General features: G+C 70.5%; 17 protein-coding genes. 6 read left to right on the forward strand and 11 right to left on the reverse strand.

Going from position 1 to position 21,003, the window contains the following annotated elements; all coding sequences use genetic code 11:
• Positions 1-2: 2 nt before the first annotated feature.
• The 5 genes from ACWDSJ_RS05125 to ACWDSJ_RS05145 are packed head-to-tail and all read right to left on the reverse strand — an operon-like array spanning position 3 to position 3,992.
• A complete protein-coding gene (locus tag ACWDSJ_RS05125; RefSeq protein WP_450029297.1) occupies positions 3-755 on the reverse strand; it encodes an ABC transporter ATP-binding protein in 753 nt (250 codons plus the stop codon).
• Positions 752-1,606, reverse strand: a complete 855-nt coding sequence (locus ACWDSJ_RS05130; protein WP_450029298.1) for an ABC transporter permease — start codon at positions 1,604-1,606, stop codon at positions 752-754. Before ACWDSJ_RS05130 ends, ACWDSJ_RS05125 begins: the two co-directional genes overlap by 4 nt.
• The gene (locus ACWDSJ_RS05135) at positions 1,603-2,970 is read right to left on the reverse strand and encodes an ABC transporter substrate-binding protein (protein WP_450029299.1); all 1,368 of its coding nucleotides are present in this window, start codon (positions 2,968-2,970) and stop codon (positions 1,603-1,605) included. Before ACWDSJ_RS05135 ends, ACWDSJ_RS05130 begins: the two co-directional genes overlap by 4 nt.
• 29 nt (positions 2,971-2,999) lie before the next feature.
• Positions 3,000-3,227, reverse strand: a complete 228-nt coding sequence (locus ACWDSJ_RS05140) for a 4Fe-4S dicluster domain-containing protein (RefSeq protein WP_280269230.1) — start codon at positions 3,225-3,227, stop codon at positions 3,000-3,002.
• Entirely contained in the window at positions 3,228-3,992 is a 765-nt protein-coding gene (locus ACWDSJ_RS05145) for a GntR family transcriptional regulator (protein WP_450029300.1), read from the reverse strand.
• 481 nt (positions 3,993-4,473) lie between these two features.
• Between ACWDSJ_RS05145 and ACWDSJ_RS05150 the strand changes: the two genes are divergently transcribed.
• Positions 4,474-5,736, forward strand: a complete 1,263-nt coding sequence (locus ACWDSJ_RS05150) for an ROK family protein (RefSeq protein ID WP_387358955.1) — start codon at positions 4,474-4,476, stop codon at positions 5,734-5,736.
• Positions 5,737-5,904: 168 nt separating this feature from the next.
• Here the strand turns inward: ACWDSJ_RS05150 and ACWDSJ_RS05155 are convergent, their stop codons facing one another.
• Positions 5,905-6,855 (reverse strand): FAD-dependent oxidoreductase, encoded by a 951-nt coding sequence (locus ACWDSJ_RS05155; RefSeq protein ID WP_450029301.1) that lies wholly within the window; start codon positions 6,853-6,855, stop codon positions 5,905-5,907.
• A gap of 96 nt (positions 6,856-6,951) precedes the next feature.
• Here ACWDSJ_RS05155 and ACWDSJ_RS05160 point away from each other — a divergent pair, with 96 nt between their 5' ends.
• Positions 6,952-7,506: a TetR/AcrR family transcriptional regulator gene (locus ACWDSJ_RS05160; protein WP_450029302.1), complete on the forward strand. Its 555-nt coding sequence runs from the start codon at positions 6,952-6,954 to the stop codon at positions 7,504-7,506.
• Here the strand turns inward: ACWDSJ_RS05160 and ACWDSJ_RS05165 are convergent.
• On the reverse strand, positions 7,503-9,101 hold the full coding sequence (locus ACWDSJ_RS05165) for a DUF2207 family protein (RefSeq protein WP_450029303.1): 1,599 nt from the start codon (positions 9,099-9,101) through the stop codon (positions 7,503-7,505). The two genes, ACWDSJ_RS05160 and ACWDSJ_RS05165, sit on opposite strands and share 4 nt — an antisense overlap.
• A gap of 77 nt (positions 9,102-9,178) precedes the next feature.
• On the opposite strand from ACWDSJ_RS05165, the gene ACWDSJ_RS05170 reads away from it, so the two are divergent.
• Both ACWDSJ_RS05170 and ACWDSJ_RS05175 read left to right on the forward strand, forming a co-directional pair.
• Entirely contained in the window at positions 9,179-10,324 is a 1,146-nt protein-coding gene (locus tag ACWDSJ_RS05170; RefSeq protein WP_450029304.1) for a neutral zinc metallopeptidase, read from the forward strand.
• Between the two features lie 231 nt (positions 10,325-10,555).
• Complete coding sequence (locus tag ACWDSJ_RS05175) at positions 10,556-11,512, forward strand: neutral zinc metallopeptidase (protein WP_450029305.1); 957 nt, start codon at positions 10,556-10,558, stop codon at positions 11,510-11,512.
• 1 nt (position 11,513) lies between these two features.
• Here ACWDSJ_RS05175 and ACWDSJ_RS05180 read toward each other — a convergent pair whose 3' ends face one another.
• The 4 genes from ACWDSJ_RS05180 to ACWDSJ_RS05195 all read right to left on the reverse strand — a co-directional run bounded on the left by ACWDSJ_RS05180 (position 11,514) and on the right by ACWDSJ_RS05195 (position 16,682).
• Entirely contained in the window at positions 11,514-12,197 is a 684-nt protein-coding gene (locus ACWDSJ_RS05180) for a TetR/AcrR family transcriptional regulator (RefSeq protein ID WP_450029306.1), read from the reverse strand.
• Complete coding sequence (locus ACWDSJ_RS05185) at positions 12,194-14,428, reverse strand: MMPL family transporter (protein ID WP_450029307.1); 2,235 nt, start codon at positions 14,426-14,428, stop codon at positions 12,194-12,196. Before ACWDSJ_RS05185 ends, ACWDSJ_RS05180 begins: the two co-directional genes overlap by 4 nt.
• A gap of 88 nt (positions 14,429-14,516) precedes the next feature.
• Positions 14,517-15,809 (reverse strand): ammonium transporter, encoded by a 1,293-nt coding sequence (locus ACWDSJ_RS05190; protein WP_450029308.1) that lies wholly within the window; start codon positions 15,807-15,809, stop codon positions 14,517-14,519.
• Between the two features lie 48 nt (positions 15,810-15,857).
• Positions 15,858-16,682: a hypothetical protein gene (locus ACWDSJ_RS05195; protein ID WP_450029309.1), complete on the reverse strand. Its 825-nt coding sequence runs from the start codon at positions 16,680-16,682 to the stop codon at positions 15,858-15,860.
• Between the two features lie 420 nt (positions 16,683-17,102).
• On the opposite strand from ACWDSJ_RS05195, the gene ACWDSJ_RS05200 reads away from it, so the two are divergent.
• The gene (locus ACWDSJ_RS05200) at positions 17,103-19,535 is read left to right on the forward strand and encodes a DNA polymerase III subunit gamma and tau (protein ID WP_450029310.1); all 2,433 of its coding nucleotides are present in this window, start codon (positions 17,103-17,105) and stop codon (positions 19,533-19,535) included.
• Positions 19,536-19,768: 233 nt separating this feature from the next.
• Positions 19,769-20,980: an acetyl-CoA C-acetyltransferase gene (locus ACWDSJ_RS05205; RefSeq protein ID WP_387358975.1), complete on the forward strand. Its 1,212-nt coding sequence runs from the start codon at positions 19,769-19,771 to the stop codon at positions 20,978-20,980.
• Positions 20,981-21,003 lie beyond the last annotated feature (23 nt).

Genomic DNA, 21,003 nt, shown 5'->3' on the forward strand with positions numbered 1-21,003 from the left:
GCTCAGACCCCTGCCAGCTCGTCGGTATCGTGCAGTGCCGCAACGATTTCCGCGCGCAGGGCGGTGCGGTCCACGCCCGTCTCCCGCGCCCGCGGCACCTCCAGCAGCGCGCGCAGCGGCCGCCCGGGCCGCCCCAGCACCGCCACCCGGTCCCCGAGCAGCAGCGCCTCGTCCACATCGTGGGTCACGAACACCACCGTCGCCGGATGGGCGCGCAGGGTGTCGATGAGCAGCCGCTGCATGGTGGCGCGGGTGGGGGCGTCGAGCGCGCCGAACGGCTCGTCCATGAGCACCGCCCGCGGCGCGCCGGCCAGCCCGCGGGCCAGCTGGACGCGCTGGCGCATACCGCCGGACAGGCTCTTGGGCAGATAGTCGCCGAAACCGGTCAGGCCGACCTCCTCGATCCAGCGCACCGCCCGCTCGCGCCGCCCGGCCCGGGGATGACCCCGAAGCTTCAGCGCCAGTTCGATATTCGAGCGCACCGTGCGCCACGGCAGCAGGGCGTTGTCCTGGAAGACCATCGCGCGATCCCGCGACGGACCGGTGATCTCGGCGGTGTCGGCCAGCACCCGCCCCCCGCGCGGGGCCAGCAGTCCGGCCAGCGCGCGCAGCACGGTCGACTTGCCGCAGCCGGAGGGTCCGGTCAGCACCAGGATCTCGCCGGGATGGATGTCCAGCGACAGGTCCGAAACCACCGGCGCCGCATCGTAACCCAGCTCGATCGCGTCCAGGCGCAGCCGCATCGGTTCGCTCATTTCACCGTCTCCTGTGCGCGCGGCAGCCACCGGGTGACCCGCCGTCCGATCAGTTCCACCGCCGCCGAGGTGCCGAAGCCGAGCACGCCGATGGTGATGATGCCGACGAACACGCCCGGATAGTCCACGATCGTGTACGCCTGCCAGGTGCGATAGCCCACGCCGAGGCGGCCGGAGATCATCTCCGCCGACACCACGCAGATCCACGACACCCCGATGCCCACCGACAGTCCGCCGAACACGCCGGGCAGGCTGCCCGGCAGCACCACCCGGGTGAGCACGTCCCAGCGGCCGCCGCCCTGGGTGCGGATGGACTCCTCCCAGATGGTCGGCAGCGCGTGCACCGCGTGCCGGGTGCTCACCATGATCGGGAAGTAGGCGGCCAGGAACGTGATGAACACGATGCCCGCCTCGTCGTCGGGGAACAGCAGGATCGCCACCGGCACGATCGCGATGGCCGGGATCGGGCGCGCCAGCTCGGTCAGCGGCCCGAACACGTCGGCGAACAGCCGCGAACGGCCCAGCGCCACACCGGTCGCCACGCCCAGCAGCGCGGCGAGGCCGAAGCCGGTGAGGATGCGGATCAGCGACTGGCCGAGGTCGAGCCAGTAGGTGTCGGTGCCGAGCTGGCGCCCCAGCGCCCGCGCGATCTCGGTCACCGTCGGCAGCGTGTCGAAGCGCACCCACAGCCGAATGTCGTTGGCGGTCAACAATTGCCAGGCCAGCACCGCCGCCAGCACCGACGCCACCCGGATCGCCCGCGAGCGCAGCGCGCGCCCGTGCGACGCGCGGGGCGCGGTCGCGGCCTCCTCGGGCGCGACGACGTCGAGTCGCGCGACGGCCGTACTCATTTCGCCACCTCGCCCACGGCCTGCTCGAACGAGATCTGGTTCGCGCCCGGATGCGCGGCGAGGTATCGCTGCGCCGCCGCGGGCGTGGTGAACGGCAGGTACGCCGCCCCGTCGTGCACCCACAGCGCCTTGTCCGCGAACCAGCGGGTGCCCAGTTCGGTGTCGGAGATGTAGGCCGCGCGCACCTTCTGCCCGGCCGCCCGCGCCGCCTGCACCGCGCGCAGCAGGGCCGTGGGATCGGCGGCGGTGCGGGTGCCGTCCTGCCCGTCGAGCCACAGCTCGGCGGTGGCGGGCGCGGGCGCGAAGTTCGCCACGGCGGCGTCGTAGTTCGCGCCCCGGTCGGCGAACGCCTTGCGCAGCGCGGTGTCGTCGACGAACTTGTCGATGTCGAAGTCGGCGAAGTCGCCGATCGACTTCAGGTACGGCACATCGGCTTTGAACGCCTGGACGAGCTGCGGCTTCAGCGGCGTGTCGAAGGTGGTGCCGCCCGGACCGTTGTAGAGGTAGACCACCTCCGCGGGCAGCGAGGTCGCGTCGGCGACGATCTTCGCGGCCTCCAGCGGCTTGCCGGTGAGGAATTCGGTGGCGTCCAGCTGGGCCTGGAGGAACGCGTCGAGAACCTCCGGATGCCGGCTCGCGTAGTCGCGGCGGGCGACGACACCGTGGAAGGTCGGCACGTTCAGCTCCGCGCCGTCGTAGAGCAGCCGGGCCTTGTTCTGGAACACCAGCAGGCCGGGCCACGCGACGAACTGCGAAAGTCCCGCCACCTGACCGGATTCCAGCGCCGAGGAGCCGATCTGGGGTTGCTGGTTGAGCACCTCCACGCCCGATTTGGGATCGATTCCGGCGCGGGTCAGCGCCTGGCGCAGCGTGCCGTCGCCCGCCGAACCGACACTCGCCGAAACCTTCTGACCCGCAAGATCGTTCAGCGTTCTGGCGGGCGAATCCGGTGCGACGACGACCATGTTGAGCGCGCCCTTGGGCTGGTAGCCGGTCACCGACACCAGTTCGGTGCGGGAACGCTCGTTGGCCTGGGTGCGCGAGCCGTTGATCAGCAGCGGGTAGTCGCCCATCGAGCCGATATCGATCTTCTCGGCCACCATCTGCGCGGTGATCGGGGCGCCGGTGTCGTAGTCCTGCCACTCCACCTGGTACTTGTGGCCGCCGAGCCGGTTCAGTCGCTGTTCGAGAAAGCCCGTGGCGCGCAACAGGGTTCCCGCGGTGACGGTGTTGATGGTCTTGGACTGGTAGCCGACGACGACACGCACGGTGTCGCCGGACGCGGCCGACTCCAGGGAGCAGCCGGACGCGGCCAGGGCCACCAGGGCGGCCGTCGCGAGTATGCGGGCAGGGCGGTACTTCATGGGATTCCTCGGGTGACGACCACGCCGGGTCAGCGCAGCAGATAGGGCATGTTCACGGTGACGGCGCCGGTGGGACAGCGGGCCGCGCACGGGCCGCAGTACCAGCATTCGTCGACGTGCATGTAGGCCTTGCCGTTGTCGGGATTGATCGCCAGCGAGTCGAGCGGGCAGATCTCCACGCACAGGGTGCAGCCCTCGATACACAGGGATTCATCGATGGTCACCGGTACATCGGCGCGCTGGTTCACCAGGGCCATTCAGATCAGCCTCCAATCGTCGTCCGCGGGCCGGATCAGGTTGCCGCGCATGGTGATCCGGTCGCCGCGCATGCGGATGTACTCGAGGTCCACCGGGCGGTCGTCCTCCAGCCGGGTGAGCCGTTCGAGCAGCAGCAGGGCGCCGCCCTCGGGCATTTGCAGGGTCGCCGCGGAATGGGCGTCGGCGGTGATCGCCTCCAGGACCAGATCCGCCGAACCCAGGGGGCCGCCGCTGATGTCCTCGATGAGCGCGAACACGTCGTTGGTCTCGAGATCGCGGGCGATGACCTGTTCGCCGATGTCGGGGACCAGGTAGGTCATGTCCAGACTGAGCGGCAGATCGCCGAGGTAGCGCAGGCGTTCGATGTAGACGGCCTGCTCGCCGGGGCGGATGCGCAACCGGCGGGCCACCGCGGGCGGCGCGGCCACGAGGCGGGCGGCGCGCACCTCGTTGCGCACCTCGCCGTGGCCGCGCAGGGTCTCCTTCAGTCCGCGCAGCGCGTCCAGGCCGTGCTCGTATTTGCGCTGGGCCACATGGGTGCCCACCTTCGGGGCGCGCTCGATGAGGCCCTCGTCCTTGAGCAGGGCCAGCGCGTCGCGCACGGTGTTGCGGGAGACGTCGAATTCGGCGGTGAGCGCGGCCTCGGTGGGCAGCGCGTCGGCGAACGCGCCCGCGTGGATCTGCTGGCGCAGCACATCGGCCACCTGCCGGGCGCGGTCGGCGCGCCGGACGCCCGCGGCGCCGCGGATCGGATGCAGCGTCATTCGGGTCTCCCTCCGCCGTTCACCTGCGGTTCGAGACTCTAAGGGGGGTGGGTGAGCGGTCGGGGGGAGTCGCTTCCGGGTGGCAGGGGACGGGGCGGTTATCCGCCGCTCGGCCGTCGCGCGGGCCTGCCGCAACGATGCCGATCGCGGCTATTGCGCCACCCCGCGACCTGCCCGGAAAGTTATATTCACGGCGATCCCAATGGATGCGTACCGCCTGGTCTGGCGTCGAACAGACATGGGATGATAACTTTTGTGCATGTCCTCCAGCCGTCCGAACGCCGCACGGGTCACTTACATGACCGTTGCGCTCGGTGTGCGGCTGCCGCGGCAGCGGGAGCTGTGTTGTTCCCGCCCGCGCAGCTGAGAACCGCCCCTTGCCCTCATCCGGGCTGATCCGGGCCCATTCTCGCTGCCTTGTTGCTGCCCCTTTTCGGACATGTCCCGTGTGATCCTCGGGACGACAGCAAGGATTTCGCACATGACGAGCCCCACCCTCGAGCGATCGTCCAACGCCACCCTCCCCGCCCGGACCGCTCCCGCGCGTCCGGCCGTGCCGCCCGAACTCCGCATCGCCGACAATCCGGCGGCCGCGGTGTTGCGGGCGGCCACTCGCGGGCCGATCTTCCGCGACAATGCCGCCCAGACTACGGGATTGAGCATCGCGACCGTGAATCGCCAAGTGTCCGCGCTGCTTTCGGCCGGGCTGCTGCGGGAACGCGCCGATCTCACCGCCTCCGGCGCCGTCGGTCGGCCGCGGGTGCCCTTCGAGGTCGACACCGATTCCTACACCACCCTCGGCGTGCACATCGGCGCCAATGTGACCCGGATCGTCGCGGCCGATCTGGCCGGGCGCATCCTCGGCGGCCTCGAGATCGCCACCCCGCAGGCGGGGCAGGAGGCCGCGCTGACCATCATCGCGCGCAGCGCCAAGGCGTTCCTGGATCGGTTGCCGCGGCGGCGGCCGCTGTGGACCGGTGTGGCGCTGGCCGGGCGGGTCGATCCGTCCGGCGGCGTGGTCGATCATCCGCGGCTGGACTGGCAGGCCGCGCCGGTGGCCGCGATCTTCGGCGGGGTGCTGGACCTGCCGGTGTCGGTGGCCCCGCACGTGGAGGCGATGGCGGCGGCGGAGCTGCTGCTGAATCCGGCGACCGAGGAACGGCCCGGGTCCAGCCTCTACATCTACGCGCGGGAGACCGCGGGCATCGCGGTCACCCTGCACGATCGGGTGCACACGCCCGCCAACGGCCCCGGTTCCATCGCCCACCTGCCCACCGGCTCCGATATCGAGTGCTCGTGCGGCCGTCGCGGTTGCTTGGAGGTCACGATCGGCGAGGCCCCGCTGCTGGCCCGCGCCGTGCGCGCGGGCATCGTCCCCAAGCGCGAGGCCCCCCGCCGCCCCGTCATCGCCGACCTCTACCGCGCCGCCGAATCCGGCTCCGCCGAGGCCCGCGCCCTCCTCCTCGACCGCGCCGAAATCCTCGGCCGCACAGCCGCTCTCGTCCGCGACATGTTCAATCCCGACCGAGTCATCCTCGGCGGCCAGGCCTTCACCGGCTACCGCCCCGGAATGGACACCGTCGCAAAGGCATTCACCCACTCCACCACCCTCCCCCCAGCCGACCTCCGCATCAGCCGCTTCGGCAGCCGAGTCCAAGAACACGCCGCCGCCGTAACCTCCCTGAGCGTCTTCTACGCCGACCCCCTCTCCGCCATGCGCCGCTCCACCCGCAGCCCCCGCTAACCCTCGCCTCGTTCCTCGGCGAGGGACAGGTGGGGTGCCCGGCGGGGGGACGGGTGGGGTGCTCGGCGGGGGGACGGGTGGGGTGCTCGGCGAGTGCGCCATATCTACGGCGTTCCGTCCTTTGCGCCATATCGGCGGCGTTCCGCCTTTGTCCCCGCGTCGCGAGCGCTAGCGATTGGCGCGGGGGCGGGGGAGGTGGATTACCTTGTTGCGCAAGGTGATTCCGAGGGTGGTTTTGGGGACGAGGAATTTGGAGGTGAGGGGGAAGGCTCGTTGGCGGGGGGTGACGAGTTTGCGGTGGCGGTGTTCGTAGTGGGTGAGGGCGGTGGGGAGGTGGGGGGTGGATTTCAGGTGGTCCAGGTGGTCGGTGTAGATGCCCAGGTGGGGGGTGTAGGCGTCGACGATGAGGCGTTTGCGGTCCTCGGTGTCGCGCGGGGTGCGGTCGGTGGGGTGGTGGAAGATGAAGGAGGCCAGGGCTTTTCCGTTCGCGGGGTGGACGGCGAAGGCGTGGCGGGGGGTGTTGAGCATGACGACCTCGTGCTCGTCGTGCAGGGGACGGTCGACGGGGAAGGTGGCGACGTACATGCCCAGGGGGCGGACGTACTCGGATTCGGGACCGAAGGCCAGGCGGCGGACCGCGGAGTGCAGGCCGTCGGCCCCGACGACCAGGTCGAAATGCTCGGCGGCGCCGCGTTCGAACGTCACGTCCACCCCGTCCCCGGCGCGCGTCAGACCGGAAATCGAGTCGCCCCAGCGGATTTCGGCGTGTTCGGCGGCGGCCGAGAGCAGCGTGCCCGCGAGATCCGCGCGCGCCACCTCCACCTCCCGATCCCCGGCCGAACCCTGGAACGCCCGCATGTCCACCCGGGCCCGCTCCCGCCCCGACGGATCCACGAACACCATCCGCCGCACCTGTGAGGCAGCCTCGCGCAGCCGCGGCAGAACACCCATCCGCTCGACGATGTCGACGGCCGCGCCCTTGACGTCCACCGGATTCCCGCTCGACCGCTGCCCGGCCGCCCGCTCCACGACGGTCACCCGAAAGCCTTGCCGCCCGAGCCAATACGCCGCCGTGGACCCGGCGATCCCGGCCCCGGAGATCAGCACACTCTTGCCCATGATCCAGATCCTCTCCAGAAGTGGACGAATATCGTCCGCTTAAGTCACGGTACGCTATGCGGAAGCTTTTCGTCCACTTATCCTCCGGAGGTAGGGATGCGCGCCGACGCCCGCAGCAATCGCGATCAGATCCTGGCGGCCGCCCAGGTCGTGTTCCGGGAGCTGGGCGTGGATGTGCCGATGAAGGTGATCGCCGATCGCGCGGGCGTCGGGGTGGGCACGCTGTATCGCCGCTTCCCCGACCGGGATTCGCTGATCAGCGCCGCCGCTCACGAATATCTGGCGGGTCTGGCCCGGCTGGCCGAGACCGCGTGGCGGGAGGAGGGCGCGGCCTGGCCCGCGCTGTGCCGGTTCCTGCGCGAATGCGCCGAATTGCGGTTGGGCGCACTGGCTTCCGCGCTCGAACCGAATCTGCACGACGAGATCCGATCCGATCCGAACCTCACCGCCGTGCGCGCCCGGGTGGCCGACCTCGTCGAGCGGCTGACCACCCAGGCCCGTGCCGACGGCGACCTGCGTCCGGACGCCACCGCCGAGGACATCGCCCACCTGATGACCGTGCAGGTCTACGCCCATCCCCAAGGGCGGACCTACGGCGAGGCCGTCGCCCGCACGATGGAGATCGTCCTCGACGGCCTGCGGGCCCGCTAGGCGAACAGACCCTCGAGCGCGGTGATGAAGTACGGGAAGTGCCCGGCGAACCGGTGCAGATTCCGATCCCGCTCGAACCCGCCGAACCAGTACAGCCCCGGCTGCCGATCCGCCGACGGATCCAGATCGCGGAACGCGCGGATCCAATTGTCCGCGCGCCCACCGATGATCGTGAACGGCAGCGCCCGGGAGAACACCAGTTCCCGATCGCCCGGCGGAATCCGATCGGGCCGCAGTTCGTCCAGCCCGCGTTGCAACGCCCGCACCCGGCCGACGACCTCGCGCCCGGCCGCCGTGCGCACCGGCAGGTAGCGCGGCAGCAGCAGCGCCGCCACACCGCCGAGCGCGATGGCGACGCCGACCAGCGCGTGGCCGCCGGTGATCGCCAGCACGACGGTGGTCGCGACGCCGACCACCACCAGCGCGACGCCCAGCCAGAACGGCACGCCTCGCCGCGTGCGATCGACCAGCACACCGCGGTCGACGGCGGCGCTCACCAGCGCCGCCCGCACCGGCTCCCCGAGTGCCCGGCCGCGCAGTTCGCTCAGCGTCACCGCGTCGGTCCCGTCGGGCAGGACCGCGCGATACACCCGCTTCTCGTAGTCGCGCAGTTGGTCGTCGGCCGGATTGAGCCGCGCCACACGCCAATCCGAATCGCTGATCGGCTCGATCCGCACATAGCGCCGCACGGCCAGGTCCACGACGGTCGCGGCGAGATCGGCGGCGTCGGCGGATCCGTCCAGCAGCACCCCGGCCTCGCCCGGCAGCATACCCTCCGGGGAGGTAAATTCGACGCCATTGTCGTTCTGCCGCAAGGGATCCCACTGCTCGCGACCGACCAGCGCCGCCGCGTCCTGCCGCCGCGACCACGCCACGAAACCGGCGAGGGCGGCCAGCGCGGCCACCAGCACCCCGAACGCCACCAGGACGGGAACGGTGACGGCGAAGGGCCCCGAGGAACTTCCGTCGCGGATGTCGGCGTTCGGGGGAACGGTGCCCGGCGGAAGTTGCAGGGTCACGTCGAGCACGTCGCCGCGGTGCAGGCCCTCCTGGGCCAGGAACATCACCCCGTCGGGTTCGACCCGGACGTCGTTGCACTTCTTCGCCTGTCCCGGCGGCCCGATCGTGCAGTCGGCGATGCCCATGCGGTAGCTCGGGCTGATGATCGACGCGTCGATGGAGGAGACGTCGGCGTTGAGCACGCCCGTCCATTTGAACAACTGCGTGCCCGGCGCCTCGCTGACCACCCCGTGCACGGTGTACGCGAACGACGATTCGCCGGGCTGCGAGTCGAGGGTGAACCGGTCGCCCTCGGTCTTCGCCGTGCCCTGGCCGGTGGCCGATACGTCGGAGACGGTGAAACGTCGTTCGCCGCTGTCCCCCTGCGCGATTCGCAGCGGCAACACCATGTGGAACTGCCCGCCCGGCGGCACCTGAACCGTCTCGGAAACCTGGAGCAATCCGTCGTCGGTGAGCTTCAGATCCGCCGTGATCGCGGCCCCGTCCGCCGTCTGCGCCCGGGCGGGTAATCCCGCGAACATTCCGGCCAGCACGAGCACCAGAGCGCCCAGGGCGCCCCCCCGAAAGATCAGCATGGGGCCTTAGCTTAGACAGCTTGCTATTCTGCGTCAGCGGCTGTCGAGAACCAGAAAGAACCAGGGGGAGCGGGGGAGTGAGTCAACCACCCTACGGATACGGCCCGATTCCGCCCGGCGGTCGGCCGGGTCCGCCGTACGGGCCGCCGCCGGGTCATCGGCCCGCGCCGGGGTATCCGCCGCCGCCGGGTTATCCACCGGCGCAAGGATATCCGCCGGGGTATCCCCAGCCGCAGCCCTATCCGGGTTATCCCCAGGGGCCGGGTTATCAACAGCCCCGCGCGCCGTATCCGCAGGCGCCCTACGGTCCGCCGGGTCCGCCACCGCCGCCGCGCAAGGGTGGGGGCGGTCGTTTCGGCGGGGTGCTGGTGCTCGTCATCCTGATCGTGGTGGTCGGGCTGGTGCGCGTCGGCGTGCGCACGGGCGTGCACGCGGTGACCCACTCCGGGGGCCGGGCGGAGTACACCTACGGGCCGACGACCACCGGAAACGGTTCGGGCGCAACGGGTATCGCGGAGACCGGCGCCAATCCGCTGCTGGCCGATCCGGGTTCGCCGCTGAGCCCCGCGCGCTGCGCCTACGCGCCGTGGGGGACCCAGGTGGAGGTCGCGCGCGCGTTCTTCGAGAGCGCGGCGACCTGTCTCGAACAGGCGTGGCGGCCGGTGCTCACCGCCGCGAAACTGCCGTTCAGCAAGCCGAATCTGAAGGTCACCGCGAGCACCGCGGGCATCACCACGCCGTGCACCGGCAGCAGCAACAACTTCGCGGCCTTCTACTGCGGCGCGGATCAGACCATATACCTGCCGATCAGCCAGTTGCAGACCGAGATGTTCAAGGATCACTGGGAGATCTACCTGTCGGTGTTCTCCCACGAGTACGGGCATCACGTGCAGGCGCAGGCGGGCATCCTGGCCGCGGCCAACCGCCAGCGCCGCGACGCGGGCCCGAAGACGACCCAGGGCCTCGAGATCTCGCGGCGAATCGAGTTGCAGGCCAACTGTTTCGACGGCATGTTCCTGTCCTCCTCCGCGACCGGCGGTTCGCTGTCGCCGTCGCAGACCGGCAATGCCCGAGAGGACGCCTACGGCCGCGGCGACGCCCCCGGCGACATGCGCGACCACGGCACCGCCCGGCACATGGGCGACTGGTTCAGCACCGGCTTCGACCAGAACAAAACCGCCCAGTGCAACACCTTCACCGCCCCCGCGACCCAGGTGAGCTGACCCATGACCCAGCCGCCCTATCCGCCGTACGGCCCGGGTCCGGGGTATGGGCCACCGCCAGGGTACGGCCCGCCGCCCGGGTATGGCGCGCCCCGGGGTTACGGGCCGCCGCCCGGTCATCGTCCTCCTTACGGGCAGCCGTATCCGATTGCGCCGCAAGGCTTTCCACCGCTCCCTCCGGCGGGCTACGGGGCGTATCCGCCGAGGCGGCGGGGTGCGGGTGGGGTGGTCGTGACGATCTTCGCGGTGTTGACGGTGCTCGTGGTGGTGGGGGGACTGGTGGTCTTCGCGGGGGCGCGGACGCATCGGAATCTGGGCGGGGGGTATGTCGCGCCGAGTTTCACCTATACGCCGCCCACCTTCGAGAGCACGGCCGCGTATCCGACGGCGGAGACCACCACGACTCGTGCGGCCCCGACGACGCGCAATACCGCCGCGCGGCCGACGACCACGAAACCCGCGGGGCCGCAGCCGGTCGCGGCGACGGTGGACAATCCGTTGTTCCGGGATCCGGAGTCGGGGCTGATCAATATCTCGTGCGACTATCCGCGGTGGGGGGCGAATGTCGCCGCCGCCAAGGCGTTCTTCGAGGCGGCGCGCGATTGTCTGGATCAGATGTGGCGGCCGGTGCTGAAGGCGGCGAATCTGCCGTTCGCGACGCCGAATCTGAGCGTCACGGCCAGCGCCGCGGGCATCTCGACGCCGTGCACGGGCGACAACGCCAACTGGGCGGCGTTCTACTGCTCGGCGAACCAGACCATCTACATGCCGCTCGATCACGTGTTCATCAACGAGAACCCCAACGATTCGGTCATCTTCCTGGCCGTCTTCGCGCACGAATACGGTCACCACGTGCAGACGGTCGCCGGAATCATGGACAAGGCCCACCGCGACCGGTACGACGCGGGCACGAGAACCCCACGGGGACTGGAACTCTCGCGCCGTACCGAACTCGAGGCGCAGTGCTTCGGCGGCATGTTCATCGGCTCGTCCACCTTCGTCGGCACCATCGATCGCGATCAGATGCGGCGCACCGTCGACGACAACTACGGGCGCGGCGACAAAGCCGGGGACTCCCGCGACCACGGGTCCAAACAGAACTACGGCGACTGGTACGCGCACGGCGTGGAGAACAACCGCACCCAGAAGTGCAATACCTGGAACTCCCCGCCGAATTCGGTGTCCTGAGTCAATCGGCCTCGCGCAGACCCACCAGCCAGCGCACGGTCTCGTCGACGGTGGGATCGCCGCCCATGCTGTCGAGCACGGCCCGCCCGACGCACGCGGCGGCGAGCGCCTTGTCGGCGACGGTCTCCGGATCACCCCACGGCAGATCGGGTTTGGCGATCATGAGCGAGACGATGCCGTGCGCGCTCGCCCACATCTGCAACACCACCGGCAGCGGATCGCCCGCCGCCAGCACTCCGGCGTCCATGGCCTCGCGCACGGTCCGCGACATCCGCCGGAACACCGAACTCCCCAGCACCTGATCGACCGCGCGGGGCCGGTTGCGCGTCCCGCCCGCGGTCGCGATGCGGTACTGCCCGGGATGGTCCAGTGCGAAGCGCACATACGCCAGGCCCTGCGCCCGCATGCGTTCGATCGGGGAGACGTCGGGATCGGTGGCGGCGGCGATGGCGGCGTCGAGGTTCTCGAAGACCTGCGCCACGACGATATCGATCAGGGCGTCCTTGTCGGCGAAGTGCCGGTAGATCGAGGGCGCGCTGACCCCGACCCGTCGGCTCACCGCGCGGATGGATACGGCGTCGGCATTGCCGGTGTGCGCCAGCAACTCCCGGGTGGCCGCCAGGATCTCGTCGCGCAGCGCGGCGCCGCTGCCGCGCGCCGATCGGGGGCGGCGCCCGACGGTCATCGCCGTCCCGCCGGCTCCGGTTCGGGTACCTCGGCCTCCTCGCTCAGGCCGAACCGTTCGTGCCAGCGGGCCAGCGGGGCGGGCGCCCACCAGTTGAACGTGCCGAGCAGCCGCATGAGCGCGGGCACCAGCAGGCCGCGGATGACGGTGGCGTCGGCGAGCACGGTCAGCGTGAGACCCAGGCCGAAGGTCTGGATGAAGCTCACCTTCCCGAAGGCCATGGCGCCCAGCACGATCGCCATCAGCACCGCCGCCGCGGTCACGATGCGCCCGGTGCGCGCGACGCCGACCGCGACGGAACGCTCGTTGTCGGCCGGGGTGCGATCCGAGGCCAGCCACGTCTCCCGGATCCGGGAGAGCAGGAAGACCTCGTAGTCCATCGACATGCCGAAGGCCAGGCAGAACATCAGCACCGGCATGGTGGCCACCAGATAGCCGGTGGGGGTGAAGCCGATCAGATCGGCCAGATGGCCGTCCTGGAAGATCCACACCATCATGCCGAACATCGCGGTGAGCGAAAGACAGTTCAGCACCAGGGTTTTCAGCGGGAGGATCACACTGCCGGTGAACAGGAACAGCACCACGAACGTCGCCAGCGCGATCAGCGCCGCCACCAATGGGATTCGCGCGCCGAGGGAGTGCAGGCCGTCGACGTTCATCGCGCCCGCGCCGCCGAACAGCGCGGGCGCCGGGGCCGGGACCGCGCGCAGATGTTCGAGCTGATGTTTGCCGTCCTCCGAGAACGGGTCGAATTTCGTTGCGACCGTGAGGTATTGGCCCGCGTCGGTGAGCATCCCGGGCGGTGCGGGGGCGAGTCGATTCCCGGAGGTGTACACGCCCGCGTTGGACAGCACCGTCGAGACGCCCTCCACCTTGGACAGCGCCGCCGCGTAGGCGCCGGCGTCGTCGCGGTAGCCGGGCAGGACGACCGTGGCCGACATTCCGGCGTTCACGGCCGGGAACTGGCCGCGCAGTTCGTCGCCGACCAGGCGGCTGGTGGCGTTCGCGGGCAGCACGCGGTCGTCGGGATAGCCGAATTTGACGCCCAGGAACGGGGATCCGAGCGCGAGCAGGACCGCGGTGATCGCCAGCGCGACCGGCAGCGCGCGCCGCATGACCCAGGTGACCATGCGGTACCAGCCGGTCTGTTCGAGCGGGCCCGGCACCGGTTCGGGTCGGCGCAGCAGCCGGCGCAGCGGCACCCGCAGATTCCAGGCGTTGACCCGGTCGCCCAGCAGCACCAGCGCCGCGGGCAGCACCAGGATCGAGGCGATCGCGGCGGTGGCGACGACCGCGACGCCCGAGTAGGCGAACGACTTCAGGAAATACAGGTCGAACAGGCTCAGCACGGCCAGCGCGAGGGCCACGGTCAGCGCGGAGAACAGCACCGTGCGGCCCGCGGTCTGCACCGCCCGGATGGTGGCCGCTCGATGGTCGAGGCCGCGTTCGAGTTCCTCGCGGTAGCGGCTGACGATGAACAGGCTGTAGTCGATGGCGAGCGCGAGGCTCAGCGCGGTGGTCATGTTCAGCGCGTAGATCGACACGTCGGTGAACAGCGTGATCAGGCGCAGGATGGCGAGGGTGGTCGCGATGGCGAACAGGCCGACCGCCAGCGGCAGCGCCGCGGCGACCACGCTGCCAAACACCAGGATCAGCACCAGCGCGGTCAGCGGGATGGCTATGCCCTCGGCGACCTGAAGGTCCTTGGTGACCTGGGTGTTCACCTCGTGGTAGACGGCGGCCATGCCACCGGCGTACACGCTCACGCCCGGGGTGGCGCCGTCGAGGTCGGCGACGATCTGCCCGGCCGCCTTCTGCGCGGCGTCGTCACCGCCCTTCAGATACGCGACGACGAGCCCCTCCTTGCCGTCGGTGCTGCGCAGGACCGCGCGCACGGTCGGCGGGCTGGTCCAGTACGAGCGGACGCCGACGGCGTCGCCACGCGCTTGGAGCCGGTTGGCGATATCGGCCCCGGCCGCGCGGGCGGCGGGGGCGTCGACGCCCTGGTCCGAGCGGACGAGCAGCACGAAATTGGGTTGGGCGCCGTCGAATTCGTCGGCGAGAATCCTGGTGGCCCGGCTCGATTCGGCGCTGTCGGAGGTGAAGCCGCCGGACTTCAGGTGCGAGGTGGCGGTCGCGCCGAACGCGCCGCACGCCAGTGCCAGCGCCAGGGCCGCCAGCAGGATCGCGCGCGGATACAGGGTCGACAGCTGTGCGATTCGGGTGAGCATCGGCGGCCCCCAGCCGGTCGTCGAACGATAACGGCGTTAGGCTAACGCCGTTATCTCACGGCCCGGCACCTACCGCGGGCGGAGTTCGTCAGTGATCTCGCTCACTCTTGTGCTGATGTTGCCCGAACAGTCCGCGCGGCGCGTGCCCGTGCACGCCCTCCACGTAGGCGGTCTCGGCGTGCAGCGCGAAGTCGATGCCCGCCACCTCGTCCTCGGCGCTGACCCGGAAGCCGAGCACCCGGTCGATGAGCTTGCCCAGCACGAACGACACCGCGAAGGCGTAGGCCGCGACCGTCACCACGCCCACGGCCTGCTTGCCCAGCTGGGCCAGCCCGCCGCCGTAGAACAGCCCGCGCGCGCCGCCGGTCATCACCTCGTTGGCGAGCAATCCGATCAGCAGCGTGCCGATCACCCCGCCCGCGAAGTGCACGCCCACCACGTCGAGCGAATCGTCATAGCCCGCACGGAACTTCCAGCCCACCGCGAACGAGCACAGCACGCCCGCGACGAGGCCCACGATCAGCGCGCCCAGGGTGTTCACCGAACCGCAGGACGGGGTGATCGCGACCAGGCCCGCGACCGCGCCCGAGGCCGCGCCGAAGGTGGTCGGGCGGCCGTCACGAATCCGTTCCACCGCGAGCCAGCCCAACATGCCCAGGCAGCCCGCGACCAGCGTGTTGAGGAAGACCCCGGCTGCCGCCCCGTCGGGCCGCAGCTCCGATCCGGCGTTGAAACCGAACCAGCCGAACCACAGCAGGCCCGCGCCCAGCAGCACGAACGGCAGATTGTGCGGCCGCATCGCGTCGACCTTGAAACCGATCCGCGGCCCGAGCACCAGCGCCAGCGCGAGAGCCGAAGCGCCCGAGACGATCTCGACCACCAGACCGCCCGCGAAGTCCAGCGTCCCGAACGACGACAGCCAGCCGTTCGGGCCCCAAACCCAGTGCGCCACGGGCGAATACACCAGCAGCGCCCACAGCGGGACGAACACCATCCAGGCCGAGAACTTCGCGCGGTCGGCGATGGCCCCGCTCACCAGGGCCGCGGTGAGAATCGCGAAGGTCAGCTGGAAGGTGACATACAGCAGTTCGGGGACACCGTGGTGGATCGTGCCGGGATCGATGCCCGCGAGCGCGGTGTGGGCCAGGTTGCCGATCACGCCCCCGCCCGCGTCCTCGCCGAAGGCGAGCGTGTAGCCGAACAACAGCCAGGCCACGGTCACCAGCGGGATGGCGATGAAGCTCATCATCAGCATGTTCAGCACGCCGGTCGTGCGCACCATGCCGCCGTAGAAGATGGCGAGGCCGGGCGTCATGAGCAGCACCAGCGCGGTACTGGCCAGCACCCAGGCCGTCGCCGCGGGATCGAGGGTCGAGGGCACGGTAACTCCTTCCACGCGTGATCGCGTTGCAGAGAAGTTACCGAATGCTCACCGCTTCGCCTTGCGGGCCAGCGCCCGGAGCCCTCGTGGGCCGGGCACCGGGAGGTCGTCGCGCAGGGCCAGCCACTCGGCGGTCATCAGCCATTGCTGCTGGGCGCGGGCGTCGGCGGTGTCGTTGAACACGCGGCGGCCGCGATCGTCGCGCAGATCGTGGGCGAGCACCGACCAGCGCGGCGGACGGCCGTGTTCGCGTTCGTGGTCGGCGAGGAATTCGGCGATGAGCTTGCCGATCGTATTCACCGGCCGCAACGAGACCCGATTGCCGTATCGGTCCGCATGGAAACGCCTTCCCGCGCACAATGATCGGGGCGTCGCGTCGAATGCGATCCAGCCCGCGCGCTGGGCGCGTTCGATCAGCCACAGATGTTTGATCGCATTCGGGGGGATATCGCCCACGCGTTCGCGAATGAGCGCGCGGATCGGCTCGGCGAGCAGAATGTCGCGGCGCGTCGGGCCGATTCCGTGTTCGGCGCGGTAATCCTGGGTGAGGTTCGCCAGCACTCGCCCGAAATCCTCGATGCCGCGCTGGGCGCGGCGGCCCAGTCGTTCGATGCGCTCGGCCTCCTGGCGCATCTCGTTCTGCACGATGAGCGTGCGGATCGCCGCGAGGGTCGGCACCTGGCCGCGATCGAGGAGTTCGAGGATGGCGGCGGCGGTGGTCGGGTCGGCGGCGGCGGCGACCGGCAGGGAATCGCGATTGAGGGCGTAATCGCCCGGACTGATCGCGCGGCTGAGCAAACCGACGGCGGTGCGGTTTCCGGCGAAATCCGTATGGGCGAGCCAGGCGGCGGCGATGTCGTCACACGACGTCACTGTCGAGTTTCCTCCGGGAAAGTCGCGGGAGGGGCGGTCGGGAAGGTTGTGCCCCGGTCGGGATGAGGGACCGACCGGGGTCACCAACCTGATGAAGGTTTGGCTACCGAAGTTGCCGAGGACCACGGTAGCCAGCGGAATGCGAATTACGCCAACCGGTTGATGGAATCGTTACGTGGGGCAATTTCCCCGCTAACCGGGGAATTGGTCGGGAAAATATGGCCGAGGACGAGACGGGCTCGGTAAACGTCCGAATTTGGTTGTAGCTCGAATTCGAACCACCCCTGCATCGCCGTCCGGTTCGGGACGGGTGGGACTAACGGGCCCGAGGAATGATTGTGACGTGTATCACATGCGGGAGCGGGGGCCGGTGCGGCCAGCGCGTGACGGGCTGTCGGTGCGCGCCGGTACCCTCGGCGCGTGGCTCTGTACCGGAAGTACCGACCGGCAACGTTCGCAGAGGTGGTGGGGCAGGAGCACGTCACCGACCCGTTGAGCACCGCGCTCGACACCGGGCGGATCAGTCATGCCTACCTGTTCTCCGGCCCGCGCGGCTGCGGTAAGACCTCCTCCGCGCGCATCCTCGCGCGTTCGCTCAACTGCGAGCAGGGGCCGACCTCGCGGCCGTGCGGGGTGTGCTCCTCGTGCGTGGCGCTGGCGCCCGGCGGGCCGGGCAATCTCGACGTCATCGAACTGGACGCCGCGAGCCACGGCGGCGTGGACGACACCCGCGAACTGCGCGACCGGGCCTTCTACGCCCCGGCCGAATCGCGCTACCGCGTGTTCATCGTCGACGAGGCGCACATGGTCACCACGGCCGGATTCAACGCGCTGCTCAAGATCGTCGAGGAGCCGCCCGCCCATCTGATCTTCGTCTTCGCCACCACCGAGCCGGACAAGGTGCTGCCGACCATCCGCTCGCGCACCCATCACTACCCGTTCCGGCTGCTGCCCCCCGCCACCATGCGCGGACTGCTCGGCACGATCTGCGAACAGGAGGGTGTGCAGGTCGAGGAGGCGGTGTACCCCTTGGTGATTCGCGCGGGCGGCGGTTCCCCGCGCGACAGCCTCAGCGTGCTGGACCAGCTGCTGGCGGGCGCGGGGCCGGAGGGGGTCACCTATCAGCGGGCGCTGGCCCTGCTGGGCGTCACCGATATCGCGCTGATCGACGACGCGGTCGAGGCGCTGGCCGCCGACGACGGCGCGGCGCTGTTCGGCACGGTCGATCGGGTCGTCGAGGCCGGGCACGATCCCCGTCGCTTCGCCACCGATCTGCTCGAGCGCGTCCGCGACCTCATCCTGCTGCGCGCGGTCCCCGACGCCGTCGAGCGCAATCTGGTCACCGGGCCCGGCGACGTCCTCGACCGGATGCACGATCAGGCCCAGCGCATCGGCCCCGCGGCCCTGGCCCGCTACGCCGAACTCCTGCACGAGGGCCTCGGCGAGATGCGCGGCGCCACGGCCCCCCGCCTCCTGCTCGAGGTCGTCTGCGCCCGCATGCTCCTGCCCGCCGTCTCCGATGCCGAATCGGCCACGCTGCAACGGCTCGAGCGACTGGAACGCCGGGTGGAAGGGGGAGTCCCGCCCGCGCCCGCCACCCCGCAGGCCGCGCCCGCGCCCGCCGCTCCGGCCCAGCAGTCGGGTGGGTCCCGCCGCCGTGGCGCGGAGGCCCTGGCCGCCATCCGGGAGCATCGGGGCGGAAAGCCCGACGCGCCAACCACTTCCGACGAACCGGCTCCGGAGGCTCGGCCCGCCGGGGCGACGGCCGTGGGGCGGCAGCCGTCCACGGCGGGACAGGCGGCCGAGGCCGACCCGAATGCCGTTGCGCCCGAGGCGGTTTCGGATGCGAATGCCGCTCCCGCCGCGGCGGACGAGCGGCCCGCCGCCGCGCCTTCGGAACCGAACGACCCGACGCCGCAAGCGGTGTCGGACACTCCGGCCGACGCGGACCCGCGACCGGAGGTTCCGGTGCTCGGGGAGCAGCGGCCGCATCCGGCGCAGCGCGCTCAGGGCTTGGCCGGTAGCGGGCCGAGCGCTGACGAATCCGCGGAAAGCGCCGCGCCGCAACCCGATTCGGCGGAAACGGAAGACGAGCCCGAGCGGCCGGACGCCCCCGAGGTCGTCGAGGCCGACGCCCTGACGGTCGTGGCCGCGGGCGGCGACGACGCGCTGCTGCGGGAGATCGAGGCGAAGTGGGGGGAGATCCGGGCCAAGGTGCGCGAGTTCGGTGCCGCGGTGCACGCGTTGCTGTCCGGGGCCTCGGTGGCCCGGGTCGAGGGCGAGGTCATCGTGTTCGCGCATCAGCACGCGCCGCTGGCGCAGCGATTGTCGAATCCGAAGTACGTGGAGGCCGTGCAGGCGGCGATTCACGCGGTCGTCGGCCGGGAGCACGGCGTGCGCTGGGAGGCGGCGGGTGCGGCGCCCGCGCGCGGGCAGGCTGCTCCCGGGTCGCAACAGCGCACCCCTAGCGCGCCCGCGCGCGGCGGGCAGGAGGCGCCTAAGAACGCGGCCCGCTTCACCCGCCCGAGCCAGGCCCGGTCCGCGTCGCCCGAGGCCCAGCCCGCGCGCGCGGCCGAAACGGGCGCGGCCGAATCGGATTCGGGCACGCGGCAGGCGCCCCCGGACGACGACATCCCGCTCCCGGACGGACCGGACCTCCCGGACGACCCTGGACCCGAGGGCTACTCGCCGGTAGGTTATGTAGGTGTCCCACCCGCGTCGACGCCGGAGGAGGAGCGGGAGATGCTCGCGGAGTCGGCCCGCCCGGTTCCGGCGGGCGATCGCCGCGACCCCGATGAAATGGCGTTGGAGCTACTTCGAACTGAGCTGGGCGCCACAGCGCTCGACGGTTGACAGCCACCTGCCCGACCACGTTAAGTTAACCAGAGTTCGCATCCGGCGGTACACTACGGGTGCATCGGGCCGATGCCTGCCGCTTTTTGTACAGCGTTATGCGGTGCGAGCGACGGGCGAGGGCCGCCAACTGAACACGGACGGTCGGACTCCCACGAGCCGGTCGGCGAGGTTACCCGCGGCGGTACCGCACCCCACGGTGTCGGCGCACCCCAAGGAAGGAAAACTCCGATATGACCACAGAGGCCTACATTTACGAGGCCATCCGCACCCCGCGCGGCCGCAACAAGAAGGGCACGCTGCACTCGGTCAAGCCGATCGACCTGACCACCGGTCTGGTTCGGGAGCTGCGCAACCGCTTCCCCGATCTGGACGAGGAGCGCATTTCGGACGTCATCCTGGGTGTCGTGTCGCCGGTCGGTGACCAGGGCGCCGACATCGCCCGCACCACCGTGCTGACCTCGGGCCTGCCCGAGACCGTCGGCGGTACCCAGATCAACCGCTTCTGCGCGTCCGGCCTCGAGGCCGTCAACCTCGCCGCCCAGAAGGTCCGCTCCGGCTTCGAGGACCTGGTCATCGCCGGTGGCGTGGAGTCCATGTCGCGCGTGCCGATGGGTTCCGACGGCGGCGCGATGTTCGCGGACCCGTGGACCAACTACGAGAACTACATTGTGCCGCAGGGCATTTCGGCCGACCTGATCGCGACCATCGAGGGCTTCACCCGCGAGGACGTCGACGCCTACGCCGTGCGGTCGCAGGAGCGCGCGGCCGCGGCCTGGACCGGCGGCTACTTCACCAAGTCCGTGGTGCCCGTCAAGGACATCAACGGCCTGACCATCCTCGACCGGGACGAGCACATGCGCCCGGGCACCACCCTCGAGGATCTGGCCAAGCTGAACCCCTCGTTCGCCGGCATCGGCGAGATGGGCGGCTTCGACGCGGTGGCGCTGCAGAAGTACCACTTCGTCGAGAAGATCAACCACGTCCACCACGGCGGCAACAGCTCCGGCATCGTCGACGGCGCGGCGCTGGTCCTGGTCGGCAACGAGGAGGCCGGTAAGGCGTCCGGCCTGACCCCGCGCGCCCGCATCGTCGCGACCGGCATCAGCGGCGCCGACGCCACCATCATGCTCACCGGCCCGACCCCGGCCGCGCACAAGGCCCTGGCCAAGGCGGGTCTGTCGGTGGACGACATCGACCTGTTCGAGATCAACGAGGCGTTCGCGTCGGTCGTCCTGAAGTTCCAGAAGGACCTGAACATCCCGGACGAGAAGCTCAACGTCAACGGCGGCGCGATCGCCATGGGCCACCCGCTCGGCGCCACCGGCGCGATGATCACCGGCACCATGGTCGACGAGCTGGAGCGCCGCAATGCCCGCTACGCCCTGGTGACCCTGTGCATCGGCGGCGGCATGGGCGTGGCCACCATCATCGAGCGCGTCTGACGCCTGGCATCGGAATTCAGGAG

Source organism: Nocardia sp. NPDC003482 (assembly GCF_053588115.1).

Bases quoted from the DNA above. Each gene is read 5' to 3' on its own strand.
- ACWDSJ_RS05125 (WP_450029297.1), bottom strand. From the start codon at position 755: ATGAGCGAACCGATGCGGCTGCGCCTGGACGCGATCGAGCTGGGTTAC.
- ACWDSJ_RS05130 (WP_450029298.1), bottom strand. From the start codon at position 1,606: ATGAGTACGGCCGTCGCGCGACTCGACGTCGTCGCGCCCGAGGAGGCC.
- ACWDSJ_RS05135 (WP_450029299.1), bottom strand. From the start codon at position 2,970: ATGAAGTACCGCCCTGCCCGCATACTCGCGACGGCCGCCCTGGTGGCC.
- ACWDSJ_RS05140 (WP_280269230.1), bottom strand. From the start codon at position 3,227: ATGGCCCTGGTGAACCAGCGCGCCGATGTACCGGTGACCATCGATGAA.
- ACWDSJ_RS05145 (WP_450029300.1), bottom strand. From the start codon at position 3,992: ATGACGCTGCATCCGATCCGCGGCGCCGCGGGCGTCCGGCGCGCCGAC.
- ACWDSJ_RS05150 (WP_387358955.1), top strand. From the start codon at position 4,474: ATGACGAGCCCCACCCTCGAGCGATCGTCCAACGCCACCCTCCCCGCC.
- ACWDSJ_RS05155 (WP_450029301.1), bottom strand. From the start codon at position 6,855: ATGGGCAAGAGTGTGCTGATCTCCGGGGCCGGGATCGCCGGGTCCACG.
- ACWDSJ_RS05160 (WP_450029302.1), top strand. From the start codon at position 6,952: ATGCGCGCCGACGCCCGCAGCAATCGCGATCAGATCCTGGCGGCCGCC.
- ACWDSJ_RS05165 (WP_450029303.1), bottom strand. From the start codon at position 9,101: ATGCTGATCTTTCGGGGGGGCGCCCTGGGCGCTCTGGTGCTCGTGCTG.
- ACWDSJ_RS05180 (WP_450029306.1), bottom strand. From the start codon at position 12,197: ATGACCGTCGGGCGCCGCCCCCGATCGGCGCGCGGCAGCGGCGCCGCG.
- ACWDSJ_RS05185 (WP_450029307.1), bottom strand. From the start codon at position 14,428: ATGCTCACCCGAATCGCACAGCTGTCGACCCTGTATCCGCGCGCGATC.
- ACWDSJ_RS05205 (WP_387358975.1), top strand. From the start codon at position 19,769: ATGACCACAGAGGCCTACATTTACGAGGCCATCCGCACCCCGCGCGGC.